This is a genomic window from Janthinobacterium sp. KBS0711 (assembly GCF_000988085.1).
GTDB classification, from domain to species: Bacteria; Pseudomonadota; Gammaproteobacteria; order Burkholderiales; family Burkholderiaceae_D; genus Janthinobacterium; species Janthinobacterium lividum_E.
This window is the reverse complement of record NZ_LBCO01000018.1, coordinates 158,166-177,792: the sequence shown is the minus strand read 5'-3', so window position 1 is coordinate 177,792 and position 19,627 is coordinate 158,166. Positions and strand designations below refer to the sequence as shown.

The 19,627-nt window shown below is 61.7% G+C and carries 17 protein-coding genes; 12 read left to right on the top strand and 5 right to left on the bottom strand.

Going from position 1 to position 19,627, the window contains the following annotated elements; all coding sequences use genetic code 11:
- Nucleotides 1-116: 116 nt before the first annotated feature.
- A complete protein-coding gene (locus tag VM94_RS10570) occupies nt 117-1,484 on the bottom strand; it encodes a M23 family metallopeptidase (protein ID WP_034749221.1) in 1,368 nt (455 codons plus the stop codon).
- Between the two features lie 154 nt (nt 1,485-1,638).
- Between VM94_RS10570 and tyrS the strand changes: the two genes are divergently transcribed.
- The 11 genes from tyrS to VM94_RS10515 all read left to right on the top strand — a co-directional run bounded on the left by tyrS (nt 1,639) and on the right by VM94_RS10515 (nt 10,836).
- Nucleotides 1,639-2,904, top strand: a complete 1,266-nt coding sequence (gene tyrS, locus VM94_RS10565; protein WP_046683450.1) for a tyrosine--tRNA ligase — start codon at nt 1,639-1,641, stop codon at nt 2,902-2,904.
- Nucleotides 2,901-3,347: a D-aminoacyl-tRNA deacylase gene (dtd, locus tag VM94_RS10560; protein ID WP_046683449.1), complete on the top strand. Its 447-nt coding sequence runs from the start codon at nt 2,901-2,903 to the stop codon at nt 3,345-3,347. Before tyrS ends, dtd begins: the two co-directional genes overlap by 4 nt.
- Before the next feature lie 33 nt (nt 3,348-3,380).
- Nucleotides 3,381-4,013 carry a YbhB/YbcL family Raf kinase inhibitor-like protein gene (locus VM94_RS10555; RefSeq protein WP_046683448.1) on the top strand — a complete coding sequence of 211 codons (633 nt, stop codon included), beginning with the start codon at nt 3,381-3,383 and terminating at the stop codon, nt 4,011-4,013.
- Nucleotides 4,014-4,016: 3 nt separating this feature from the next.
- A complete protein-coding gene (locus VM94_RS10550; protein ID WP_046683447.1) occupies nt 4,017-4,661 on the top strand; it encodes a histidine phosphatase family protein in 645 nt (214 codons plus the stop codon).
- Between the two features lie 107 nt (nt 4,662-4,768).
- Nucleotides 4,769-5,809: a tRNA dihydrouridine synthase DusB gene (gene dusB, locus VM94_RS10545; protein WP_082127662.1), complete on the top strand. Its 1,041-nt coding sequence runs from the start codon at nt 4,769-4,771 to the stop codon at nt 5,807-5,809.
- Nucleotides 5,810-6,000: 191 nt separating this feature from the next.
- Nucleotides 6,001-6,234, top strand: a complete 234-nt coding sequence (locus VM94_RS10540; protein ID WP_008445162.1) for a helix-turn-helix domain-containing protein — start codon at nt 6,001-6,003, stop codon at nt 6,232-6,234.
- 105 nt (nt 6,235-6,339) lie between these two features.
- Nucleotides 6,340-7,926 carry a bifunctional phosphoribosylaminoimidazolecarboxamide formyltransferase/IMP cyclohydrolase gene (gene purH / locus VM94_RS10535; protein ID WP_046683446.1) on the top strand — a complete coding sequence of 529 codons (1,587 nt, stop codon included), beginning with the start codon at nt 6,340-6,342 and terminating at the stop codon, nt 7,924-7,926.
- 184 nt (nt 7,927-8,110) lie between these two features.
- Nucleotides 8,111-8,650, top strand: coding sequence for a crossover junction endodeoxyribonuclease RuvC (ruvC, locus tag VM94_RS10530; protein WP_046683445.1), 540 nt, complete (start codon nt 8,111-8,113; stop codon nt 8,648-8,650).
- A 54-nt stretch (nt 8,651-8,704) separates the two neighbouring features.
- Nucleotides 8,705-9,283: a Holliday junction branch migration protein RuvA gene (gene ruvA, locus VM94_RS10525; protein ID WP_034749203.1), complete on the top strand. Its 579-nt coding sequence runs from the start codon at nt 8,705-8,707 to the stop codon at nt 9,281-9,283.
- A 6-nt stretch (nt 9,284-9,289) separates the two neighbouring features.
- On the top strand, nt 9,290-10,345 hold the full coding sequence (gene ruvB, locus VM94_RS10520; RefSeq protein WP_046683444.1) for a Holliday junction branch migration DNA helicase RuvB: 1,056 nt from the start codon (nt 9,290-9,292) through the stop codon (nt 10,343-10,345).
- Between the two features lie 23 nt (nt 10,346-10,368).
- A complete protein-coding gene (locus VM94_RS10515) occupies nt 10,369-10,836 on the top strand; it encodes a YaiI/YqxD family protein (protein ID WP_046683529.1) in 468 nt (155 codons plus the stop codon).
- 52 nt (nt 10,837-10,888) lie between these two features.
- Here VM94_RS10515 and VM94_RS10510 read toward each other — a convergent pair whose 3' ends face one another.
- The 4 genes from VM94_RS10510 to VM94_RS10495 form a co-directional block, all read right to left on the bottom strand.
- Nucleotides 10,889-12,028, bottom strand: coding sequence for an OmpA family protein (locus VM94_RS10510; protein ID WP_046683528.1), 1,140 nt, complete (start codon nt 12,026-12,028; stop codon nt 10,889-10,891).
- Nucleotides 12,029-12,041: 13 nt separating this feature from the next.
- A complete protein-coding gene (locus VM94_RS10505) occupies nt 12,042-14,354 on the bottom strand; it encodes a beta strand repeat-containing protein (protein ID WP_052755707.1) in 2,313 nt (770 codons plus the stop codon).
- A 278-nt stretch (nt 14,355-14,632) separates the two neighbouring features.
- On the bottom strand, nt 14,633-15,079 hold the full coding sequence (locus tag VM94_RS10500) for a DUF2147 domain-containing protein (protein WP_046683443.1): 447 nt from the start codon (nt 15,077-15,079) through the stop codon (nt 14,633-14,635).
- A gap of 164 nt (nt 15,080-15,243) precedes the next feature.
- Nucleotides 15,244-18,051 (bottom strand): valine--tRNA ligase, encoded by a 2,808-nt coding sequence (locus tag VM94_RS10495; RefSeq protein WP_046683526.1) that lies wholly within the window; start codon nt 18,049-18,051, stop codon nt 15,244-15,246.
- Between the two features lie 491 nt (nt 18,052-18,542).
- Here VM94_RS10495 and VM94_RS10490 point away from each other — a divergent pair, with 491 nt between their 5' ends.
- Nucleotides 18,543-19,625, top strand: a complete 1,083-nt coding sequence (locus VM94_RS10490) for a porin (protein ID WP_046683442.1) — start codon at nt 18,543-18,545, stop codon at nt 19,623-19,625.
- Nucleotides 19,626-19,627: the final 2 nt, after the last annotated feature.

Sequence of the window (19,627 nt, the reverse complement as noted above, 5' to 3'; positions counted from 1 at the left end):
GTGATGGGGGTACATTGTGCCGCATTTGTGCCGTACGCAGAAGCGAGCGAGAAAAACAAAGGCACCGGCCATCTGCATGGGCGGTGCCTTTATATATTGCCCGAAGGCAGTGTTGCTTAGCGCGAAGCCAGTGCCGTGTCGTTAGGACGCAGCAGGGTGAAGCGGTGCATCATGTCGGCCGACACCATGCGGAAGCGGCTCAGCTCGGCGGCCGTCAATGGCGCCTGGGCTTGTACGTTCAGCTTGCTTGGATCTTGCGCCACGCCGCCGACGCGGAATTCATAGTGCAAATGCGCGCCCGTGGACCAGCCGGTGGTGCCGACGTAGCCGATCACATCGCCCTGGCTCACTTTTTGACCTTTTTTCAGGCCCGAAGCGAAGCGGCTCATGTGCGCATAGGCGGTGCTGTAGTTGGCCCAGTGTTTCAGGACGACAACATTGCCATAGCCGTTTTGGCTGCCGACGGAATCGACCACGCCATCGCCCGAAGCGCGGATTGGTGTACCGGTTGCTGCAGCGAAATCGATGCCCTTGTGCGCTTTCCAGTTGCCGGAAATCGGGTGCACGCGCATGGAGAAGCCGGACGAGATACGGGAAAATTCGAGGGGGGATTTCAGGAAGGCTTTTTTGAGGGACTTGCCGTCGAAACTGTAGTAACCGCCGCCTTGCTTGCTGGCTGGGTCTTCGAACCAAACGGACTGGTAAGTCGTGCCGCGGTTGGTGAATTCACCGGCCAGGATGCGGCCCGCTCGGACAAATTCGCCATCTTGCCAGAATGTTTCGTAGACAACATTGAACGAGTCGCCGCGTTTCAGGTCGGAGCGGAAGTCGATATTGGTGGAGAACATTTCCACGATTTGCGCGGAAATCGAGTCTGGCAGGCGGGTGCCGTCCAGGCTGGAGTCGGTGGCGGCGAACAGGGTGGAAGTAATCTTGCGCGCGTGCATTTCAACGCGGCGTTCCAACTGGGCTGCCACTTCCGTGGCCACGAACTTGTCGCCCTTGCGGGTGATCAGGATGTTCTTGACCGATTTGTCCGTGCCGTCGACGAGGGTGGCGCGCATCCAGTTGAGGTCGCCGTTTTCGGTCGTTTGCGCTTGTACGCGCTTGCCCGATTTCAGCAACATCACGCCGCGCGCGATCTTGTCGGTTTTAATGAAATTGGCGGCCGCCTGATCATCCACGCCGAGACGGGTCAGCAGGGTGGCGAGGGTATCGCCAGCGCGGACTTTTTCTTCGTGGGTGAAATTCTGGTCTACCTGTTCCATCGCGGAAATTTGCGAGGCAAGATCAGGCATTTCCAGGTTTTGGGCGATGGACGTGACCGGCAGGTCCGATGCGTCGGGCGCCATAGGCGACACAGCGACCGCGCCGAAGGCGGCCACGGCGAGCAGCACCGCGGACGCACCAATAATGCGTGCCTTGCGGGTCGTCGTCAGCTGTGTGTACAAGCGTGAGCCTGTGATTTTATGTATAGGGTTCATGCAATCAGTTAAAATTTGCCCTTGAACGTGACCTGAGCTAGCGCTCTTTGTTATTGTTATTTTGATTCGTTTTCATACGGCAAGATTGATGGGATCGAGCATTATAGCAAACTCCGCAAACCTACTACCATTTTGAGATCTACAGTCAAATTTTATGGAAATCAACACCACCGCATCGCCTACAAAGGCTAACGCCGCTCAGACCGCGCTTCCGCTGTCTGACAGAGTACAAGAAGCCCTCGCGATTACCAAGCGTGGCGTCGACGAACTATTGATCGAAAGCGAATTTGCGCAAAAATTAGCACGCTCCGAGAAAACCGGTGTTCCGCTGCGCATCAAACTGGGCCTGGACCCGACCGCACCCGACTTGCATCTGGGCCACACTGTCGTGCTGAACAAGATGCGCCAGTTGCAAAACCTCGGCCATCAAGTCATTTTCCTCATTGGCGACTTCACGTCCATGATCGGCGACCCTTCGGGCCGCAACGTCACGCGCCCGCCGCTGACCAAGGAACAGATCGAGATTAACGCGATGACGTATTTCGCGCAAGCATCTTTAGTGTTGGACGCCAGCAAGACTGAAATTCGCTATAACTCCGAGTGGTGTGATCCGTTGGGCGCACGCGGCATCATCCAGCTCGCTTCCCACTACACGGTGGCGCGCATGATCGAGCGCGACGACTTCACCAAGCGCTTCCAGGGCGGCATTCCTATTTCCGTACACGAATTCCTGTACCCGCTGATGCAAGGTTACGACTCGGTGGCCCTGAAATCGGACCTGGAACTGGGCGGCACGGACCAGAAGTTCAACCTGCTGGTGGGCCGCGAACTGCAAAAGCAGTACGGACAGGAGCAGCAGTGTATTTTGACCATGCCGCTGCTGGAAGGTTTGGACGGCGTGGAAAAAATGTCCAAGTCGAAGAATAACTACATCGGCATCACGGAACCGGGCAACACCATGTTCGCCAAGCTGATGAGCATTTCCGACGTCATGATGTGGCGCTACTACGAGCTGCTGTCGTGGCGTTCGATCGCCGAACTGGCCCAGCTGAAGCGCGAAGTCGAGGAAGGCCGCAATCCGCGCGATGCCAAGGTTGCGCTGGCGCAAGAAATCGTCGCCCGCTTCCACTCGCGGCAGGCGGCCGAAGATGCGCTGGCCGACTTCGTCAACCGCTCGAAGGGCGGCATTCCCGACGATATCCCGGAAGTGAGCCTCGCTGGCGCACCGCTGGGCATCCCGCAATTGCTCAAGCAAGCTGGCCTGTGCCCGTCCACGTCGGAAGCCATGCGCAAGATTGACCAGGGCGGCGTGCGTATCGACGGCACCGTCATCAGCGACAAGGGCTTGCAAGTGGAAGCCGGCCAGTTCGTGTTGCAAGTTGGCAAGCGCAGCTTTGCGCGCGTCACCTTGACGGCATGATCGCGCTGCTGCAAAGAGTGACGCAGGCGAAAGTCGACGTTGCTGGCGCCACCATCGGCGCCATCGACGCCGGGCTGATGGTGCTCGTGTGCGCCGAGCGGGGCGATACGGAGAAGGAAGCGGACGCCCTGCTGGCCAAGCTGCTCGGCTACCGCGTGTTTGCCGACGAGGCGGGCAAGATGAACCGCAGCGTGACGGACGTGGCCGGCGGCTTGCTGCTGGTGCCGCAGTTTACCCTGGCGGCCGACACCAAGTCCGGCACGCGCCCGTCGTTTACGCCGGCGGCCGCGCCGCAGGACGGCTTGCGCCTGTTCACGCATTTCGTGGACCAGGCACGCAGCCGCCATGCGACCGTGCAAACGGGGCAGTTCGGCGCCGACATGCAAGTGTCGCTGACGAACGACGGCCCCGTCACGTTCTGGCTGCAAGTGAATGCCAAATAAGCGCAAAGCAATAACTATAAAAAGGAGCAAGCGATGAAATTGTGGAGCGAGACGTTTCGTGATGGTGGCCTGATGCCGGCCGGTAATGCCTTTGCCGAGATCGATCCGGCCAGCCGCGTGCGCCTCGCCGCTAATCGCAATCCCCATCTGGCCTGGGACGAGGTGCCCAACGGCACCGAGTCGCTGGCCCTGTTCTGCATCGACCCCGATGCGCCGCAGGACGCCAGCCTGGCCAACCGCGATGACCAGGCCCTGTCGCTGACGGCGCTGCGCGGCGACTTTTATCACTGGAGCTTGCTCGATATTCCCATCAGCATGCGCGTGATTGCCGCCGGAGAATTTTCCAGCGGCATCACGCCGCGCGGCAAGGCTGCCGGTCCTGGTCTGCGCCAGGGCGTCAACGACTACACGGGCTGGTTTGCCGACGATGCCGCCATGGCCGGCGATTACTACGGCTATGATGGCCCGTGCCCGCCGTGGAATGACGAGCGCATCCACCACTATATTTTCCGCCTGTACGCGCTCGACGTGCCGCAGCTGGCCTTGCCCGAGCGTTTCACGGGGCAGCAAGCGTATGCCGCCCTGTACGGCCACATCCTCGACGAAGCCCAGCTCGTCGTCGCCTATTCGCTCAATCCCGAGTTGGCACTTACCCTGAAGAAATAAAGCATGAGCACCACGATTTTACTGATACGCCATGGCGAGACGGCCTGGAATGCGGGCCGCCGCCTGCAAGGCCATATCGACATCGCCTTGAACGAGGCGGGTCTGGCGCAAGCTTCCGCGCTGGGACAGGCGCTGGCGGACGAACCGCTGGCCGCGATCATCGCCAGCGATCTGCAGCGCGCGCGGCAGACGGCGCAAGCCGTGGCCGACGAGAAAGGTTTATCCGTGCAAACGGATCCCTTGCTGCGCGAGCGCTGCTACGGCGCTTTCGAAGGCTTGCTGTATGCGGACATTGCCGCGCGCTATCCGCATGAGTATGCGCAATGGCAATCGCGCCAGATCGACGCCGTGATGCCGTCGGGCGAGCGCCAGGCCGAAAGTTTCCGCCAGTTTTATGCGCGCGCGAATGGCGCCATCGCCCGCTGGGCCGAACAATATGACGGCCAGACCATCGCCATCGTGGCGCACGGCGGCGTGCTCGAGTGCGCTTACCGCGAGGCGGTCGGCATGACGCTCGACAGTCCGCGCGACTTCCAGGTGAAAAATGCCAGCGTCAACCGTTTCTCATACGTGGACGGCAAGCTGCATTTAGTGCACTGGGGAAATATCGAACACCTGAGCGCGCCCGCGATGGACGAGCTGGGCTAAGCGGCCCCATCGTCACTCTGACGCACTGAGCCAAAAAAATAGTGCTTATTAAATAGGCAGGGAATCGGTTAAAATAGCAGGTTCCTCCGTCCATTCCAGGTTCCTCAGTGCAAATCGGCCCTCACATTCTGCGCAACAACGTTTTCGTCGCTCCCATGGCGGGAGTGACGGATCGGCCTTTCCGCCAGTTGTGCAAGCAGTTGGGTGCCGGTTACGCCGTGTCGGAGATGGCGGCGTCGAATCCGCGCCTGTGGGCAACGGAAAAAAGCTCGCGCCGCACGGACCACGAAGGCGAAATGGAGCCGAAAGCCGTGCAGATTGCCGGCGCCGATCCGCAAGACCTGGCCGACTGCGCCAAGTTCAATGTGGACCGGGGTGCGCAGATCATCGACATCAACATGGGTTGCCCCGTGAAAAAGGTGTGCAACAGCTGGTGCGGTTCGGCCCTGTTGCAAGATGAAAGCCTGGTTGAAAAGATTTTGCACGCCGTCGTCAACGCCGTTGACGTGCCCGTCACCCTGAAATTTCGCACGGGCTGGAACCGTTCCAACAAGAATGCCCTGACCATCGCCCGCATCGCCGAGCAAGCCGGTATCCAGATGTTGACCTTGCACGGCCGCACGCGCGCCGATGGCTACAAGGGCGATGCCGAATATGAAACCATTGCCGCCGTGAAAGCGTCGGTAGGCATCCCCGTGGTGGCCAATGGCGACATTACCAGCCCGGAAAAGGCCCGCTTTGTGCTCGATCAAACGGGCGCTGATGCCGTCATGATCGGCCGCGCGGCGCAGGGCCGGCCGTGGATTTGCCGCGAAATCGACCATTTCCTGCGCACCGGCACCTTGCTGCCGGCGCCATACGTGGATGAAGTGCGCAGCCTGATGGACGAGCATTTGCGCGCCCATTACGCGTTTTACGGTGAATTTCTCGGCGTGCGCACGGCGCGCAAGCACATCGGCTGGTACGTCAAGGATCTGGAAGGCGGCGAAGCGTTCCGCCAGCAAATGAACTTGCTGGAATCGACGGAAGCGCAATTGCTGGCCGTCGATCAATTTTTTGAGTCGCAATGGAAATTTGGCGAACGGTTACAATACCGCCTCTCCGAATCCAGTGAAAGTGGCTTGATAGAAGTGGCCACGGCAGCATGAGCAGATAGCAAGGCAGTTGTATAAGTTATAAGTAATAGTGATCAGCAAGAGTGATAAGAAGTACAAGGGCGAGCGCCTATACAGAGCGTCATGCAATATTAATTACAACACCGAGGCAAGAGGGCAGCACGCGGACCGCAGGAGCGACGCGGCACCGGATGGCCAGGTGTTCAGCCGGTTGAAGCATACAAATGAGCAAAGAAAGCATTCAGGAAGTCGTACAGAAAAGTCTAGAAGATTACTTCAATGACCTGGGCGAACAGCAAGCATCGAATATCTACGACATGGTCGTGCTGACCGTGGAAAAGCCCATCCTGGAAGTCGTGATGACACGCGCCGATGGCAACCAGTCGCACGCCGCGCAGATGCTGGGCATCAACCGCAATACCCTGCGCAAGAAATTGCAGGAGCACGGTTTGCTGTAATGCCGGCATGCAAGTGACGCCAAGATTTGAATCCGCCGCAGCAGTCTTCGCCTGAAGACTGAACTGCGCCATTCGCCAAGAACACTTAACCACCTAGCCACAGCCATGATCAAACAAGCTCTCCTCTCCGTTTCCGACAAGACCGGCGTTCTCGAATTCGCCCGCGCCCTGTCCGCCCTCGGCGTCAACCTCCTGTCCACGGGCGGCACCGCCAAATTGCTGGCAGACAACGGCGTTCCTGTCACGGAAGTTGCCGATTACACGGGTTTCCCGGAGATGCTCGATGGCCGTGTGAAAACCCTGCACCCGAAAGTACACGGCGGTATCCTGGCGCGCCGCGATTTCCCTGAGCACATGTCGAAGCTGGTCGAGCACGACATGCCGACCATCGACATGGTGGTGGTCAACCTGTACCCGTTCCAGGGCACGGTCGCCAAGGCCGATTGCACCCTGGAAGACGCGATCGAAAACATCGATATCGGCGGCCCGACCATGCTGCGTTCGGCGGCCAAGAACCACAAGGACGTGGTTGTCATCTGCGATCCGACCGACTACGACGTGGTACTGGCGGAAATGCGTGCGGCCGACGGCAAGGCAGGCGATGTCAGCTACGACACCAAGTTCATGCTGGCGAAAAAAGTCTTTGCGCACACGGCGCAATACGATGGTGCCATCACCAACTACCTGACCAGCCTGGGCCCGACGAAAGTGCACGCCGAGCGCGGCGCTTACCCGCAAATCCTGAACGTGGCCTTTGAAAAAGTGCAAGACATGCGCTACGGCGAGAACCCGCACCAGAGCGCCGCCTTCTACCGCGACCTCGTCACCACCGATGGCGCGCTGGCCAACTACCGCCAGCTGCAAGGCAAGGAATTGTCGTACAACAACATCGCCGACGCTGATGCGGCCTGGGAATGCGTGAAGAGCATGGGCGGCTTCGAGCAAAGCGCCGCTTGCGTCATCGTCAAGCATGCGAACCCATGCGGCGTGGCCCTGGGCAAAAATGCGGCGGAAGCGTATGCGCGCGCCCTGCAGACGGACCCGACCTCGGCATTTGGCGGCATCATCGCCTTCAACACGGAACTCGACGGCGCCACGGCCGGCGAAATCGCCAAGCTGTTCGTCGAAGTGCTGATCGCCCCGTCGTTCTCCGCCGAAGCGAAACAGATTCTGTCGAGCAAGCAAAACGTGCGCATGCTGGAAATCCCGCTGGGCAGCGGCGTGCACGCCATGGACTTCAAGCGCGTTGGTGGCGGCTTGCTGGTGCAATCGCCGGACGCGAAAAACGTCGGTGTCGGCGACTTGCGCGTGGTCAGCAAACTGCAGCCAACGCCGCAGCAACTGGCCGACCTGATGTTCGCCTGGAAAGTGGCGAAATTCGTCAAGTCGAACGCCATCGTCTTCTGTGGCAACAACATGACCCTGGGCGTGGGCGCTGGCCAGATGAGCCGTATCGACTCGGCCCGCATCGCTTCCATCAAGGCGCAAAACGCAGGCCTGTCGCTGACCGGTTCGGTGGTGGCGTCGGACGCCTTCTTCCCGTTCCGCGACGGCCTCGACGTCGTCGTCGACGCGGGCGCGACCTGCGTCATCCACCCGGGCGGCTCCATGCGCGACCAGGAAGTGATCGATGCGGCGGACGAGCGCGGCGTGGTCATGCTGTACACGGGTACGCGTCACTTCCGTCATTAATATCGATGGAGAAAGTAGGTCGGATTGGCGGGGCCGCAGGCCGCGCGTAATCCGACAAGTGCAGTTGGCAACGCATGTCGGATTACGCGTACCGCTAATCCGACCTACAACTACTCTAAAAAGTACTCAGCGGCAGGCATCGGTTATTCACCGGTGCCTGCCGTATTCATTATAGAATCTGGCGATGATTATTCTTGGCATCGATCCTGGCTTGCGCACCACCGGCTTTGGGGTCATTGAAAAACACGGCAACAAGCTGCGCTATATCGCGTCGGGAACCGTCAAGACGGGTTCCGAAGGGGAATTGCCGCCGCGCCTGAAGGTCATCCTGCGGGGCGTGAGCGAAATCGTCGGCACCTACCAGCCCGATTGCGCGGCCATCGAAAAAGTGTTTGTCAACGTCAATCCTCAATCGACCTTGCTGCTGGGCCAGGCGCGTGGCGCGGCCATTTGCGCGCTCGTCCATGCCGACCTGTCGGTGGCCGAATACACGGCGTTGCAAGTGAAACAGGCCGTCACGGGGCACGGCAAGGCGGCCAAGGAGCAGGTGCAGGAAATGGTGTCGCGGCTGCTGTCCTTGCCCGGCTTGCCCGGCACGGATGCGGCCGATGCCCTGGGCGTGGCCATTTGCCACGCCAACAGCGTCGACGCGCTGGCCATGCTCGGGGCGCTGGCGCCGCAACTGCAGGGCTTGCGCATGAAGCGCGGCCGTTTAGTAGGGTAGGCGCATGGCCCTCATATCAATAGAAACAACGATACACAACATTAGGAACACGCGATGATAGGCCGTCTCTCCGGTATTTTGCTTGAAAAGAATCCGCCACAATTGCTGGTCGATTGCCAGGGCGTCGGCTATGAAGTCGACGTGCCGATGAGCACCTTTTACAACTTGCCCCACGTGGGCGAAAAAGTCGTGCTGTTCACGCACCAGGCCATCCGCGAAGATGCGCACCTGCTGTTTGGCTTCGGCAATGCGGCCGAGCGGGCAGTATTCCGCCAGTTGATCAAGATCACGGGCGTGGGCGCGCGCATGGCGCTGTCGATTCTTTCCGGCATGACGATTGCCGACCTGGCCCAAGCCATCACCCTGCAGGATTCCGGCCGTTTGGTCAAAGTGCCGGGCATCGGCAAGAAGACGGCCGAGCGCCTGTTACTGGAATTGAAGGGCAAGCTGGGGGCCGATATCGGCGCCGGCGGCGCGCATGCGGCGCCGGACGCGCAATCGGATATCCTCAACGCGCTGGTCGCGCTCGGCTATTCGGACAAGGAAGCGCTGGCCGCCGTGAAGAACGTGCCGGCCGGTACGGGCGTGTCGGACGGCATCAAACTGGCGCTGAAAGCGCTGTCGAAAGGCTGATAGGGCATGAGCATCCAGACCGACAGCTTCACGGAACAGCGCATCATTGACGCGGCGCCCATCTCGCACAACGAAGAGGCGATCGAACGGGCCTTGCGTCCCAAGCAGTTAGATGAGTACGTGGGGCAGGAAAAGATCCGCGACCAGCTCGAGATTTTCATCACGGCCGCGCGCCAGCGCAAGGAAGCGCTCGACCATACCTTGCTGTTCGGCCCGCCTGGCCTGGGCAAGACGACCCTGGCGCACATCATCGCGCGCGAAATGGGCGTCAACTTGCGCCAGACCTCCGGCCCCGTGCTCGAGCGCCCGGGCGACCTGGCGGCGATTCTGACGAACCTGGAAGCGAACGACGTCCTCTTCATCGATGAAATCCACCGGCTGTCGCCGGTCGTTGAGGAAATTTTATATCCGGCGCTGGAGGATTATCAAATCGATATCATGATCGGCGAAGGTCCGGCCGCCCGTTCCGTGAAGCTCGATCTGCAACCGTTTACATTAGTTGGCGCCACGACGCGCGCCGGCATGCTGACCAACCCGCTGCGCGACCGCTTCGGCATCGTCGCGCGCCTGGAGTTTTACAACACGGGCGAACTGACGAAGATCGTCACGCGCAGCGCGGCCTTGCTGAAAGCGCCCATCGACCCGGAAGGCGCGATTGAAATCGCCCAGCGCGCCCGCGGCACGCCCCGCATCGCCAACCGTTTGCTGCGCCGCGTGCGCGATTTCGCGGAAGTCAAAAGCAATGGCGAGATCACCAAGGTGGTGGCCGACCGCGCGCTGGCCATGCTTGACGTCGATTCCGCCGGCTTCGACGTGATGGACCGCAAGTTGCTTGAAGCCGTGCTGTTCAAGTTCGGCGGCGGCCCCGTCGGCATTGGCAACCTGGCGGCAGCCATCGGCGAAGCGGCCGATACCATCGAAGACGTGCTGGAACCGTATCTGATACAGCAAGGTTTCCTGCAGCGCACGCCGCGTGGCCGTGTCGCCACGCCGGCCGCCTATTTGCACTTCGGCGTCAGCGCGCCGCGCATGGGCCCGGGCGGCGAAGCGTGGGAACTGTGATGGCGCAAGAGGGTATGCCGGGCATGCAAATCTGGATCGACGCGGACGCCTGTCCCGTCGTCATCAAGGAAATCCTGTACCGGGTCGCCGACCGCCTGGAGTTGCCGCTCACTCTGGTGGCCAACCAGGGCTTGCGCGTGCCGCCCTCGCGTTTCATCCGCACCGTGCAAGTGCCGTCCGGCGCCGACGTGGCCGACCAGGAAATCGTGCGGCTGTTGAATCCCGGCGACCTGGTCATCACGGGCGACATCCCGCTGGCCGCCGACGTGCTGACCAAGGGCGGTTTTGCGCTCAATCCGCGCGGCGAGTTCTACACGAAGGACAATATCGCCCAGCAACTGACGATGCGCGCCTTCATGGAAGAATTGCGCAGCGGCGGCGTGGACACGGGCGGCCCGGCCGCCTTCAGCCAGTCCGACCGGCAACAGTTTGCCAATAGCCTGGACCGGCATTTGAGCAAGCATCACCGCAAGCCGACCCCGGCGCAGTAATCCGCGGACGAAAAAAAACCGGCGCGAGCCGGTTTCTTTTTGCGCATGAAACTTAACGCATGACTTTTTTCGTGCCCACCACTTCCACCGTCACGCGGCGGTTCTTGGCGCGGCCGGCGGCACTTGTGTTGTCGGCCACCGGCTGCGTTTCTCCCTTGCCTTCCGTGTAGACACGGTTCGTTTCCACGCCTTGCGCCACCAGATAGGCCTTGACGGCTTCGGCGCGGCGTTGCGACAGTTTCTGGTTGTAGGCGTCAGGGCCGACGGCATCCGTGTGGCCGACCGTGACGATCACTTCCAGGTCCATGCCCGTCAATTGACCGAGCAGTTGGTCCAGCGCCGCCTTGCCTTGCGGCTTGAGCATCGATTGATCGAAATCAAACAGTGCTTCGGAAGCAAACGACACTTTTTCCGACACGGGGGCCGGTGCGGGCTTGGCTTCGACCAACGGTGGCGCCATCGTGACGACGGGCGCCGCTTCTGGCGCAGGCTGGTAGGCTGGCGTGGCGCTGGCCGGGCGGCCCAGTTTGTACACGAGGCTGACGGAATACAGGTCCGCATCGCCGCGGTTGCCAACGGCGTCGTTCAGGCGATAGCGCTCGACTTCGCCGCGCAGGGCCAGCGCTTCGCTGAACTTGTATTCCAGGCCCAGGCCCACCTTGGCGTTGAGCTTGCGCTCGCTGGCATGGGTATTGGTCGAGCCCAGCAGGCGGTTGCCGCTGAATTCCGTGTTGGTCTTGGTGTAGTGCATGCCGACACGGCCCAGCAAAGACAGGCGCTGCGACAGCGGCAGCTGACCCAGCAAGTCCAGGTTCACGCCGCGAAAGGCCGCTTGTCCGTTCAGCACGCCGTTGCCGCTGGTGGTCGACTTGAAGTCGAACTTGCCCAGGTCAAAGTAGCCCGCTTCCACGGCGAAATACTGGTTCAGTTGGCGGCCGACAAACAGTTTATAGCCGGTGTCGCGCTGGTCCTTGCTGAAACCGGTGACGCTTTCGCCGTTGGCGGCCAGGCTGGCGCGCAGGCGCGGCTCGTCGATGTTGGCGCGCGACTGGCCCACGCCCGCGCCGATGTACCAGGCGCTGTTGGCCCAGTCCGGGTTGATGAACGTGTTGTCCTGCGCCTGCGCCGGTTGCGCCGCCAGCAAGGCGCCGGTCATGACGCTCAGGGCGCCCAGTGTGTGTGCGATAGTCATGGTCATGTCCCGGTTATTTGGTGATCTGGTTGTTGCGCAGGGTAACGGCGGCAGCCGTCAGCACGCGGCCATTGAGCAAGGTCGTGTTGTCGCCCACCGTGATGGCAGCCGATTCGCCCAGGATATTGCCCTTGAAGACGCTGTTCGCGGCCAGGGTGGTCGGGCCGACGGGCAGCCAGGTGACGTTGTCGGCCGTGGCGCCGTTGTTCAGGGCAACCACCGAATTGACGGTCGAGTTCAAGGTCAGCGCCGTGCGGAAGATATACACGCCAGGACCGTTCAGGGTCAGGGTGCCCGTGATGCTGATGGCGCCCGCATAGCAATACACGCCGGGGCCGAAAGTCTGGCCGCCGAGGTCGATGCCGCCGGCAAAAGTGACGTCGCAGATGCGGCTGTTGCCGTCCGTGATCGCCGCTTGCAGGTCCGTCATGGCGCCGGCCAGGATGGCACCCGACTTGTAGTTGGTAAAACCTGCCGCCTGGGTCGGGTCGACCGTTTGCGAGGGCGAACCGACGTCGCCCGTGATCAGGGTGGTGCCGCCCGAATTATTCGTGATCGAGGTGCCGGCCAGTACGCCGAACGATGCCGCGCGGCCCAGAATGATCGGATTCAGGACGGGCGGGATGGCGACAGCGGTGACGGTCAGCAGCGCGCTGCCCGACTGGCCGCCGGATGTGGCGGTGATGCTGCTAGTGCCGGCGGTGATGCCGGTGGCGATACCCGTGTTCAGTACCGTGGCCGTGGCGATGGTGCCCGACGTCCAGGTGGCGCTGTTGGTGATGATGGCGTTCGAACTATCCGAATACGTTGCCGTGGCAACGAACTGTTGCACGCCGCCGACGGCGATGCTGGCTGTGGCTGGCGTGACGGCAATGCTGACCAGGGTGGCGGCAGGAACGGTGACGGTGGTATTGGCCGTCTTGCCGTTGAAGCTGGCATTCATGACGCTGGTACCAAAGGCAACGCCGGTGACGAGACCATTGCTGGCGACGCTGGCGAAAGCTGGTGTGACGGCAACGAAGGTGCTGCTGGCGGTGACGTCGACGGTGCTGCTATCCGAATACGTGGCAATCACGGCCAGCTGGCGCGTCGCGGCGATCAGCACGGTCGGGTTTTGCGGCGTGACGGCGATCGACAACAGCACTGCCGGTGGCGGTACGACAACGGCGGTGACGCTCAGGAGGGCGCTGCCCGACAGGACGCCGGCGCTGGCAGTGATGCTGGCGGTGCCGGCGGTAATACCGGTGGCGATACCTGTGCTCAATACGGTAGCCGTGGCAGGCGCCGCAGTGGTCCACAGGGCGCTGGCGGTGATGTTGGCCGTCGAGTTATCCGAATAGCTTGCCGTGGCGATGAATTGCTGCGTGGCGCCGACGGTGATGCTGGCCGTGGCTGGCGTGACGGCGATGCCGGTCATGGTGGCGGCCGGTACGGTGACGGTGGTGCTGGCGCTCTTGCCGCCGAAACTGGCCGTCATGACGCTGTTACCGCTGGCAACGCCCGTGACCAGGCCCGTGCTGCCGATCTTTGCTGCTGCCGGCGTGGCAGCACTGTAGCTGCTGCTGGCGCTGACGTCAGGCGTGGTGCCGTCCGAATAGGTGGCGATGACGGTCAGCTGGCGCGTTGCGGCGATCAGCACAGTTGGATTTTGCGGCGTGACGGCGATCGACAGCAGCACGGCGGGCGTAACGGTCAGCAAGGTGCTGGCCGTCAGCGTGCCCGTGGTGGCGGTGATCTGCGTGGTGCCGGCAACCTTGCCCAGCGCCAGGCCGCCAGCGGCGATGCTGGCCGTGGCGGGACTGGCCGAGGCAAAGGCCGACACGGCCGTGACGTCGCGCGTGGCGCCGTCGCTGAAGCTGCCGCTCACCGCAAATTGCTGCGTGCCGCCGATGGCGATGGAGGGCGTGAGCGGCGTGATGGCGATGGCTGTCAAGGTGGCGGGCGAGACGGTCAGTTGCGCCGCGGCGCTCTTGCCGCCAAATGTGGCGCTGATGCCGCTGCTGCCGGCGCTCACGCCGGCGGCGACGCCGCTGCTGGCGTTGACGCTGGCCGCCGCAGGCGTGGCGGATGTCCAGGCCGACTTGGCGCTGACGTCTTGCGAGGAGCCGTCGCTATACGTGGCGATGGCCGTGAATTGCTGGCCCGCGCCGATGGCGACCGTGGCCGTGGCTGGCGTGACGGCCAGGCTGGACAAGGTGGCCGCCGGCAAGCCGAGGATGGGATCGCGTCCCTGGTCGCCACCGCCGCCGCAACCGGCCAGGGCGGCCATGGCCAGTAGACCTGCCGAAACGAGCAGCGGGTTCAGATATCGCTTGAAGAGATTCATATAGTTCCTTTGTGCATGGCAGTCATTGCCGGTCATCCGCGGATGAGGTCATCCGGCAGAGCCATGCCGCCTTTCGCTACAGGGCGATGGCGTCACAGGCATGCACTATTTCATTTAGGAAACTTCAAGTATGTTCGGTGGCGCGCATAGGCGTTCGGCGTTCGGAGATAGCTTCAAAAAAACGCGATTCGGCCTGGAAAACAACGGCCGTGTACGGAAAACAGACGTAAAAAAGCCGGCGCAGGGCCGGCTTCGTCAGGGCGGAAGTGTTGCGCTTATTATTCTTCGCGCAGCCAGGTTTGTGTGCGGCCCAACATCGGTATGCCCTTGTAGGCGCGCATGCTGATTTTCTTGCCGCCATCGCTCAGACTGATTTTGCTTTTATAGACGGTGCCATTTTTGGGGTCGACGATTTCACCGCCGGTAAAATCATTGCCATCTTTTTTCAGGCCAGTCAGGATCACCATGCCGATAATGGGCTGATCCTTGCGCGCACCTTCGCACTTTTCGCATTTGGGCGCCTGGTCTTCGTTGGGCTCGCGGAACAGCTTTTCAATCTGGCCTTGCAGTACGCCATTGTTTTCCGTGATGCGTATCAGCGCTTTTGGCTTGCCAGTCTCATCGTCGATGTTTTTCCACAGGCCGACCGGCGATACATCTGCGGCCAAGGCGAGGGCAGGGGCGACACACAGCATGGCGCTGATGGCGAATGCGGCAAATTTCATGGTAAGTCTCCTCAATGGTTTTTGTTTGACGAGTGTAGCAAATAAATGACCGATCGTACTATTTCCCTTTGAATTAAGCGCGGGACAATGACAGCATAGGCGCATGGCCAAAAAAAAGCCGCCCGGGAGGGCGGCTTTTCAACTGGGACATTGCTTGGGCCTGCTTAGGAGGCTGACAACTTGGCAAATTGCTCGCGCATCTTCTCCAGCGTCGCAGAGAAGTTCGCGACGCGGGCTTTTTCCTGCGCCACGACTTCAGCCGGCGCGCGGGCAACAAAGCTTTCGTTCGACAGTTTGCCGTTGGCTTTGTTGATCTCGCCTTCAAGACGCGTCATTTCTTTCGACAGGCGTTCGCGTTCGGCAGCCACGTCGATTTCCACTTTCAGCATCAGCTTGGTGGTGCCGACGATGGCGACGGCCGCTGGCGAGTCCGGCAGCGCATCGACGATCTGCACTTCGGCCAGCTTGCCCAGCGACTGGATGTACGGCGCATACGACGCCAGTGCTTCTTTCTCGCTGGCATTGCCCGCTTCGACGATCAGCGGCACGCGCACGGAAGGCGAGATCTGCATTTCGCCGCGCAGGTTGCGCGTCGCGTCCGTCAAGGCTTTCAGCTGCTGCATCCACGCTTCGGCCGATTCATCGATCTTGTCGGTGTTGGCGATCGGATACGGCTGCATCATGATCGAATCACCCTCGGCCTTCAAGGTCTTGCCAGCCAATGGCGCCACCGTCTGCCACAGGGCTTCCGTGACGAACGGGATGATCGGATGGGCCAGGCGCAGCACCACTTCCAGCACGCGCAGCAGGGTGTGGCGGGTGGCGCGCTGCTGGCCTTCCGTGCCTTGCTGCACTTGCACCTTGGCCACTTCCAGGTACCAGTCGCAATACTCGTCCCACACGAATTTGTAGATCGATGCGGCGATATTGTCGAAACGGAAGTCTTCAAAGCCCTTGGCCACGTCCAGTTCCGCTTTTTGCAGCAGCGAGATGATCCATTTATCCGCTTGCGACAGGTCGGCGTCGTTCGGCGAGCAATCCTTGCCTTCCGTATTCATCATGACGAAACGCGTGGCGTTCCACATCTTGTTGCAGAAGTTGCGGTAGCCTTCGCAGCGGCCCAGGTCGAAATTGATGTTGCGGCCCAGCGAAGCGTAGCTGGCCATGGTGAAGCGCACGGCGTCCGTGCCGTAGGCGGAAATGCCTTCCGGGAATTCCTTGCGCGTGGCCTTGGTGATCTTTTCCGCGTCGCGCGGGTTCATCAGGCCCGTCGTGCGCTTGACGATCAAGCCTTCCAGATCGATGCCGTCGATCAGGTCGATCGGGTCCAGGGTGTTGCCCTTCGACTTGGACATTTTCTGTCCCGTCGAATCGCGCACGAGGCCATGCACGTAGACGGTTTCAAACGGCACCTTGCCCGTGAAGTGCGCCGTCATCATGACCATGCGCGCGACCCAGAAGAAGATGATGTCGAAACCCGTGACCAGCACGGACGATGGCAGGAACGCCTTCATGTCCGGCGTTTCTTCAGGCCAACCCATGGTCGAGAACGGCACCAGGGCCGACGAGAACCACGTGTCGAGCACGTCGTCGTCGCGTTTCAACGGGCCCGTGCTGCCGGCTGCCTGCGCCTTGGCTTGTGCCTCGGCTTCCGTCTTCGCAACGAAGATATTGCCCTTGTCGTCGTACCACGCCGGGATTTGATGGCCCCACCACAGCTGGCGCGAGATGCACCAGTCCTGGATGTTGTTGAGCCACTGGTTGTAGGTGGTGCTCCAGTTTTCCGGCACGAACTTGATTTCGCCATTGGCGACCTTGTCCAGCGCCGTTTCCGCGATCGACTTGCCCGGGAAGAAAGTGCCTTCCGGGGCAGGCTTGCTCATGGCGACAAACCACTGGTCCGTCAGCATCGGTTCGATGACGACGCCCGTGCGGTCGCCGCGCGGCACCATCAGCTTGTGCGGCTTGACCTGTTCCAGCAAGCCTTGCGCGTCGAGGTCGGCGACGATCTGCTTGCGCGCGGCAAAGCGGTCCATGCCGCGGTAGGCCTCGGGCGCGTCGTCGGTGATCTTCGCGTCCAGGGTCAGGATGACGATCTGCGCCAGTTTGTGGCGCAGGCCCACGGCGTAATCGTTCATGTCGTGCGCGGGGGTGATTTTGACGCAGCCGGTGCCGAATTCCTTGTCGACGTATTCGTCGGCGATGATGGGGATTTCGCGGTCGGTTAGCGGCAGTTTCAGCATCTTGCCCACCAGCGCGGTGTAGCGCTTGTCCGTCGGATCGACGGCCACGGCCACGTCGCCCAGCATGGTTTCAGGACGCGTGGTGGCCACCGTCAGGAAACCGCTGCCGTCGGCCAGCGGGTACTTGATGTACCACATGGAGCCGTCTTCCTCCTCGGACACCACTTCCAGGTCGGACACCGCCGTGCCCAGCACGGGGTCCCAGTTCACCAGGCGCTTGCCGCGGTAGATCAGGCCCTGCTCGAACAGGCGCACGAAGACGTCGGTGACGACTTTCGAGCGCGGTTCGTCCATCGTGAAGTATTCGCGCTGCCAGTCGGCCGAGGCGCCCAGGCGGCGCATCTGGCCGGTGATGATGGAACCGGATTTTTCTTTCCATTCCCACACTTTTTCCACGAATTTCTCGCGGCCCAGGTCATGGCGTGAAATCTTTTGCGCGTCCAGCTGGCGTTGCACGACGATTTGCGTGGCGATGCCCGCGTGGTCGGTGCCGGGTATCCAGGCCGTGTTGTGGCCCAGCATGCGGTGGTAGCGGGTCAGGCCATCCATGATGGTCTGGTTGAACGCATGGCCCATGTGCAGGGTGCCGGTGACGTTCGGCGGCGGCAACTGGATGCTGAAGGAAGGTTTTCCGGCATCGAGGGTGGCGGTAAAGTAACCGCGCTGTTCCCACTCGGTGCGCCAGAATTGTTCAATGTCGGCGGGCTCGAAAGACTTGGCTAATTCCATGATTTGGCGTGTGATTGGCAAAAGGAACCATTATAGATGACACGGCATCGCCTGCAGCGTGGCAAGCCGCCTTTTTCAGTGTTTTGGCGGCTTTGCGGGCCGTTTTCCCGCAACAGAACGGGGATGAAAGGGCTGCCGATGTTATAATGCCGGCCTCGGCGCCTCCTGCCCTATCTTTGCGGACGGCGCCAGCAGACGCAGTTTTATCCAACTCTCGTCCGCGTCACACGGCCAGCGCATCTGCGATGCCAGCCACTTTCAGAGCGTCCCCTGCGGGCTGGGCGCCTGAGCCACGCGCACCGCCAGCGGTGCACCATTCACGGCGGAATACCGCGCGCCACCGTTTGCCGGCCGCGCCGCCACAGCTTAGCCAGGAATGTTGTTATCTGGCCCGTCGTCTTTCGATACGGCGCTCCCGCAGCGCGCCTTTGCGCCTGTGGCCGCGCCATGGCCGCGCGCTTTCCCGGTTTTGCTTTTACAAGGAAACCCGCATGAAAAAAATCTCGATCACGATGGCACTCGCCACCCTGGGCGCCTTGCCTGCCGCCCACGCACAGTCGTCCGTCGACCCGTCTTCAGTCACCCCGTCGTCAGTCACCCCGTCTTCAGTCACCATGTATGGCTTGATGGATGCCGGCCTGGTGCAGGAAGGCGGCGTCAGCAAGCTCACCAGCGGCGTATCGGCCGGCTCGCGCCTGGGCTTGCGCGGCACGGAATCCCTGGGCAATGGCTGGCAAGCCGTGTTCACGCTGGAAGCGGGCGTCCTGAGCGACACGGGCCGCTCCGACCAGGCGGGCCAATTGTTCGGTCGCCAGGCTTTTGTCGGCATCGACAGCCCGCTGGGCATGCTGACCATCGGGCGCCAGTACAACCTGCAAAGCCAGGCCCTGACCGACGTGGCCGATCCGTTCGAAGGCGGCCTGGCCGGCGCGGCGACCAACCTGGCCGGTTATTCGGCCACGCGCATCGACAATACCGTGCGCTACACCTCGCCGGAATGGCGCGGCGTGACGGGCACGGTCATGGTCGGTGCCGGCGAACACACGGGTGTGGCGGCCGACCAGCGCTCGCTGGGCCTGGCCCTCGGCTATGTCAACGGCCCCTTGACCTTGCGCCTGGCGCGCCAGAGCCGCGCCGGCGAGCCGGGCAAGGCTGACGTCAACAACACGATTCTGGCCGGTAACTACAACTTTGGCGTGGCGACGGCATTTGCCGGCTATGGCCGCAACACGGGCGACGGCAGCACCATGTTCTTTGCGGAAAACCCGTATGGCGCGGCGCAGGCGCCGGCCCAGTCCACGGACAGCCGCGACGCCATCGTCGGCGTGTCCGTGCCGCTGGGCGCGACGACCTTGCTGGCCTCGTACGTGCACAAGGATGACCGCGACGCTGCCAACCGCGACGCGCGGCAGCTGGCCGTCGGCGCCACGTATGCCTTGTCCAAGCGCAGCAAGGTGTATGTTGCCTACGCGCATATCCGCAACCGCAACGACGCCGCCTACATGGTGGGCAATGCCACGGAAGTGGGCACGGGCAACCGCGCCTTCAACGTCGGCTTGCGCCACGCTTTTTAAAC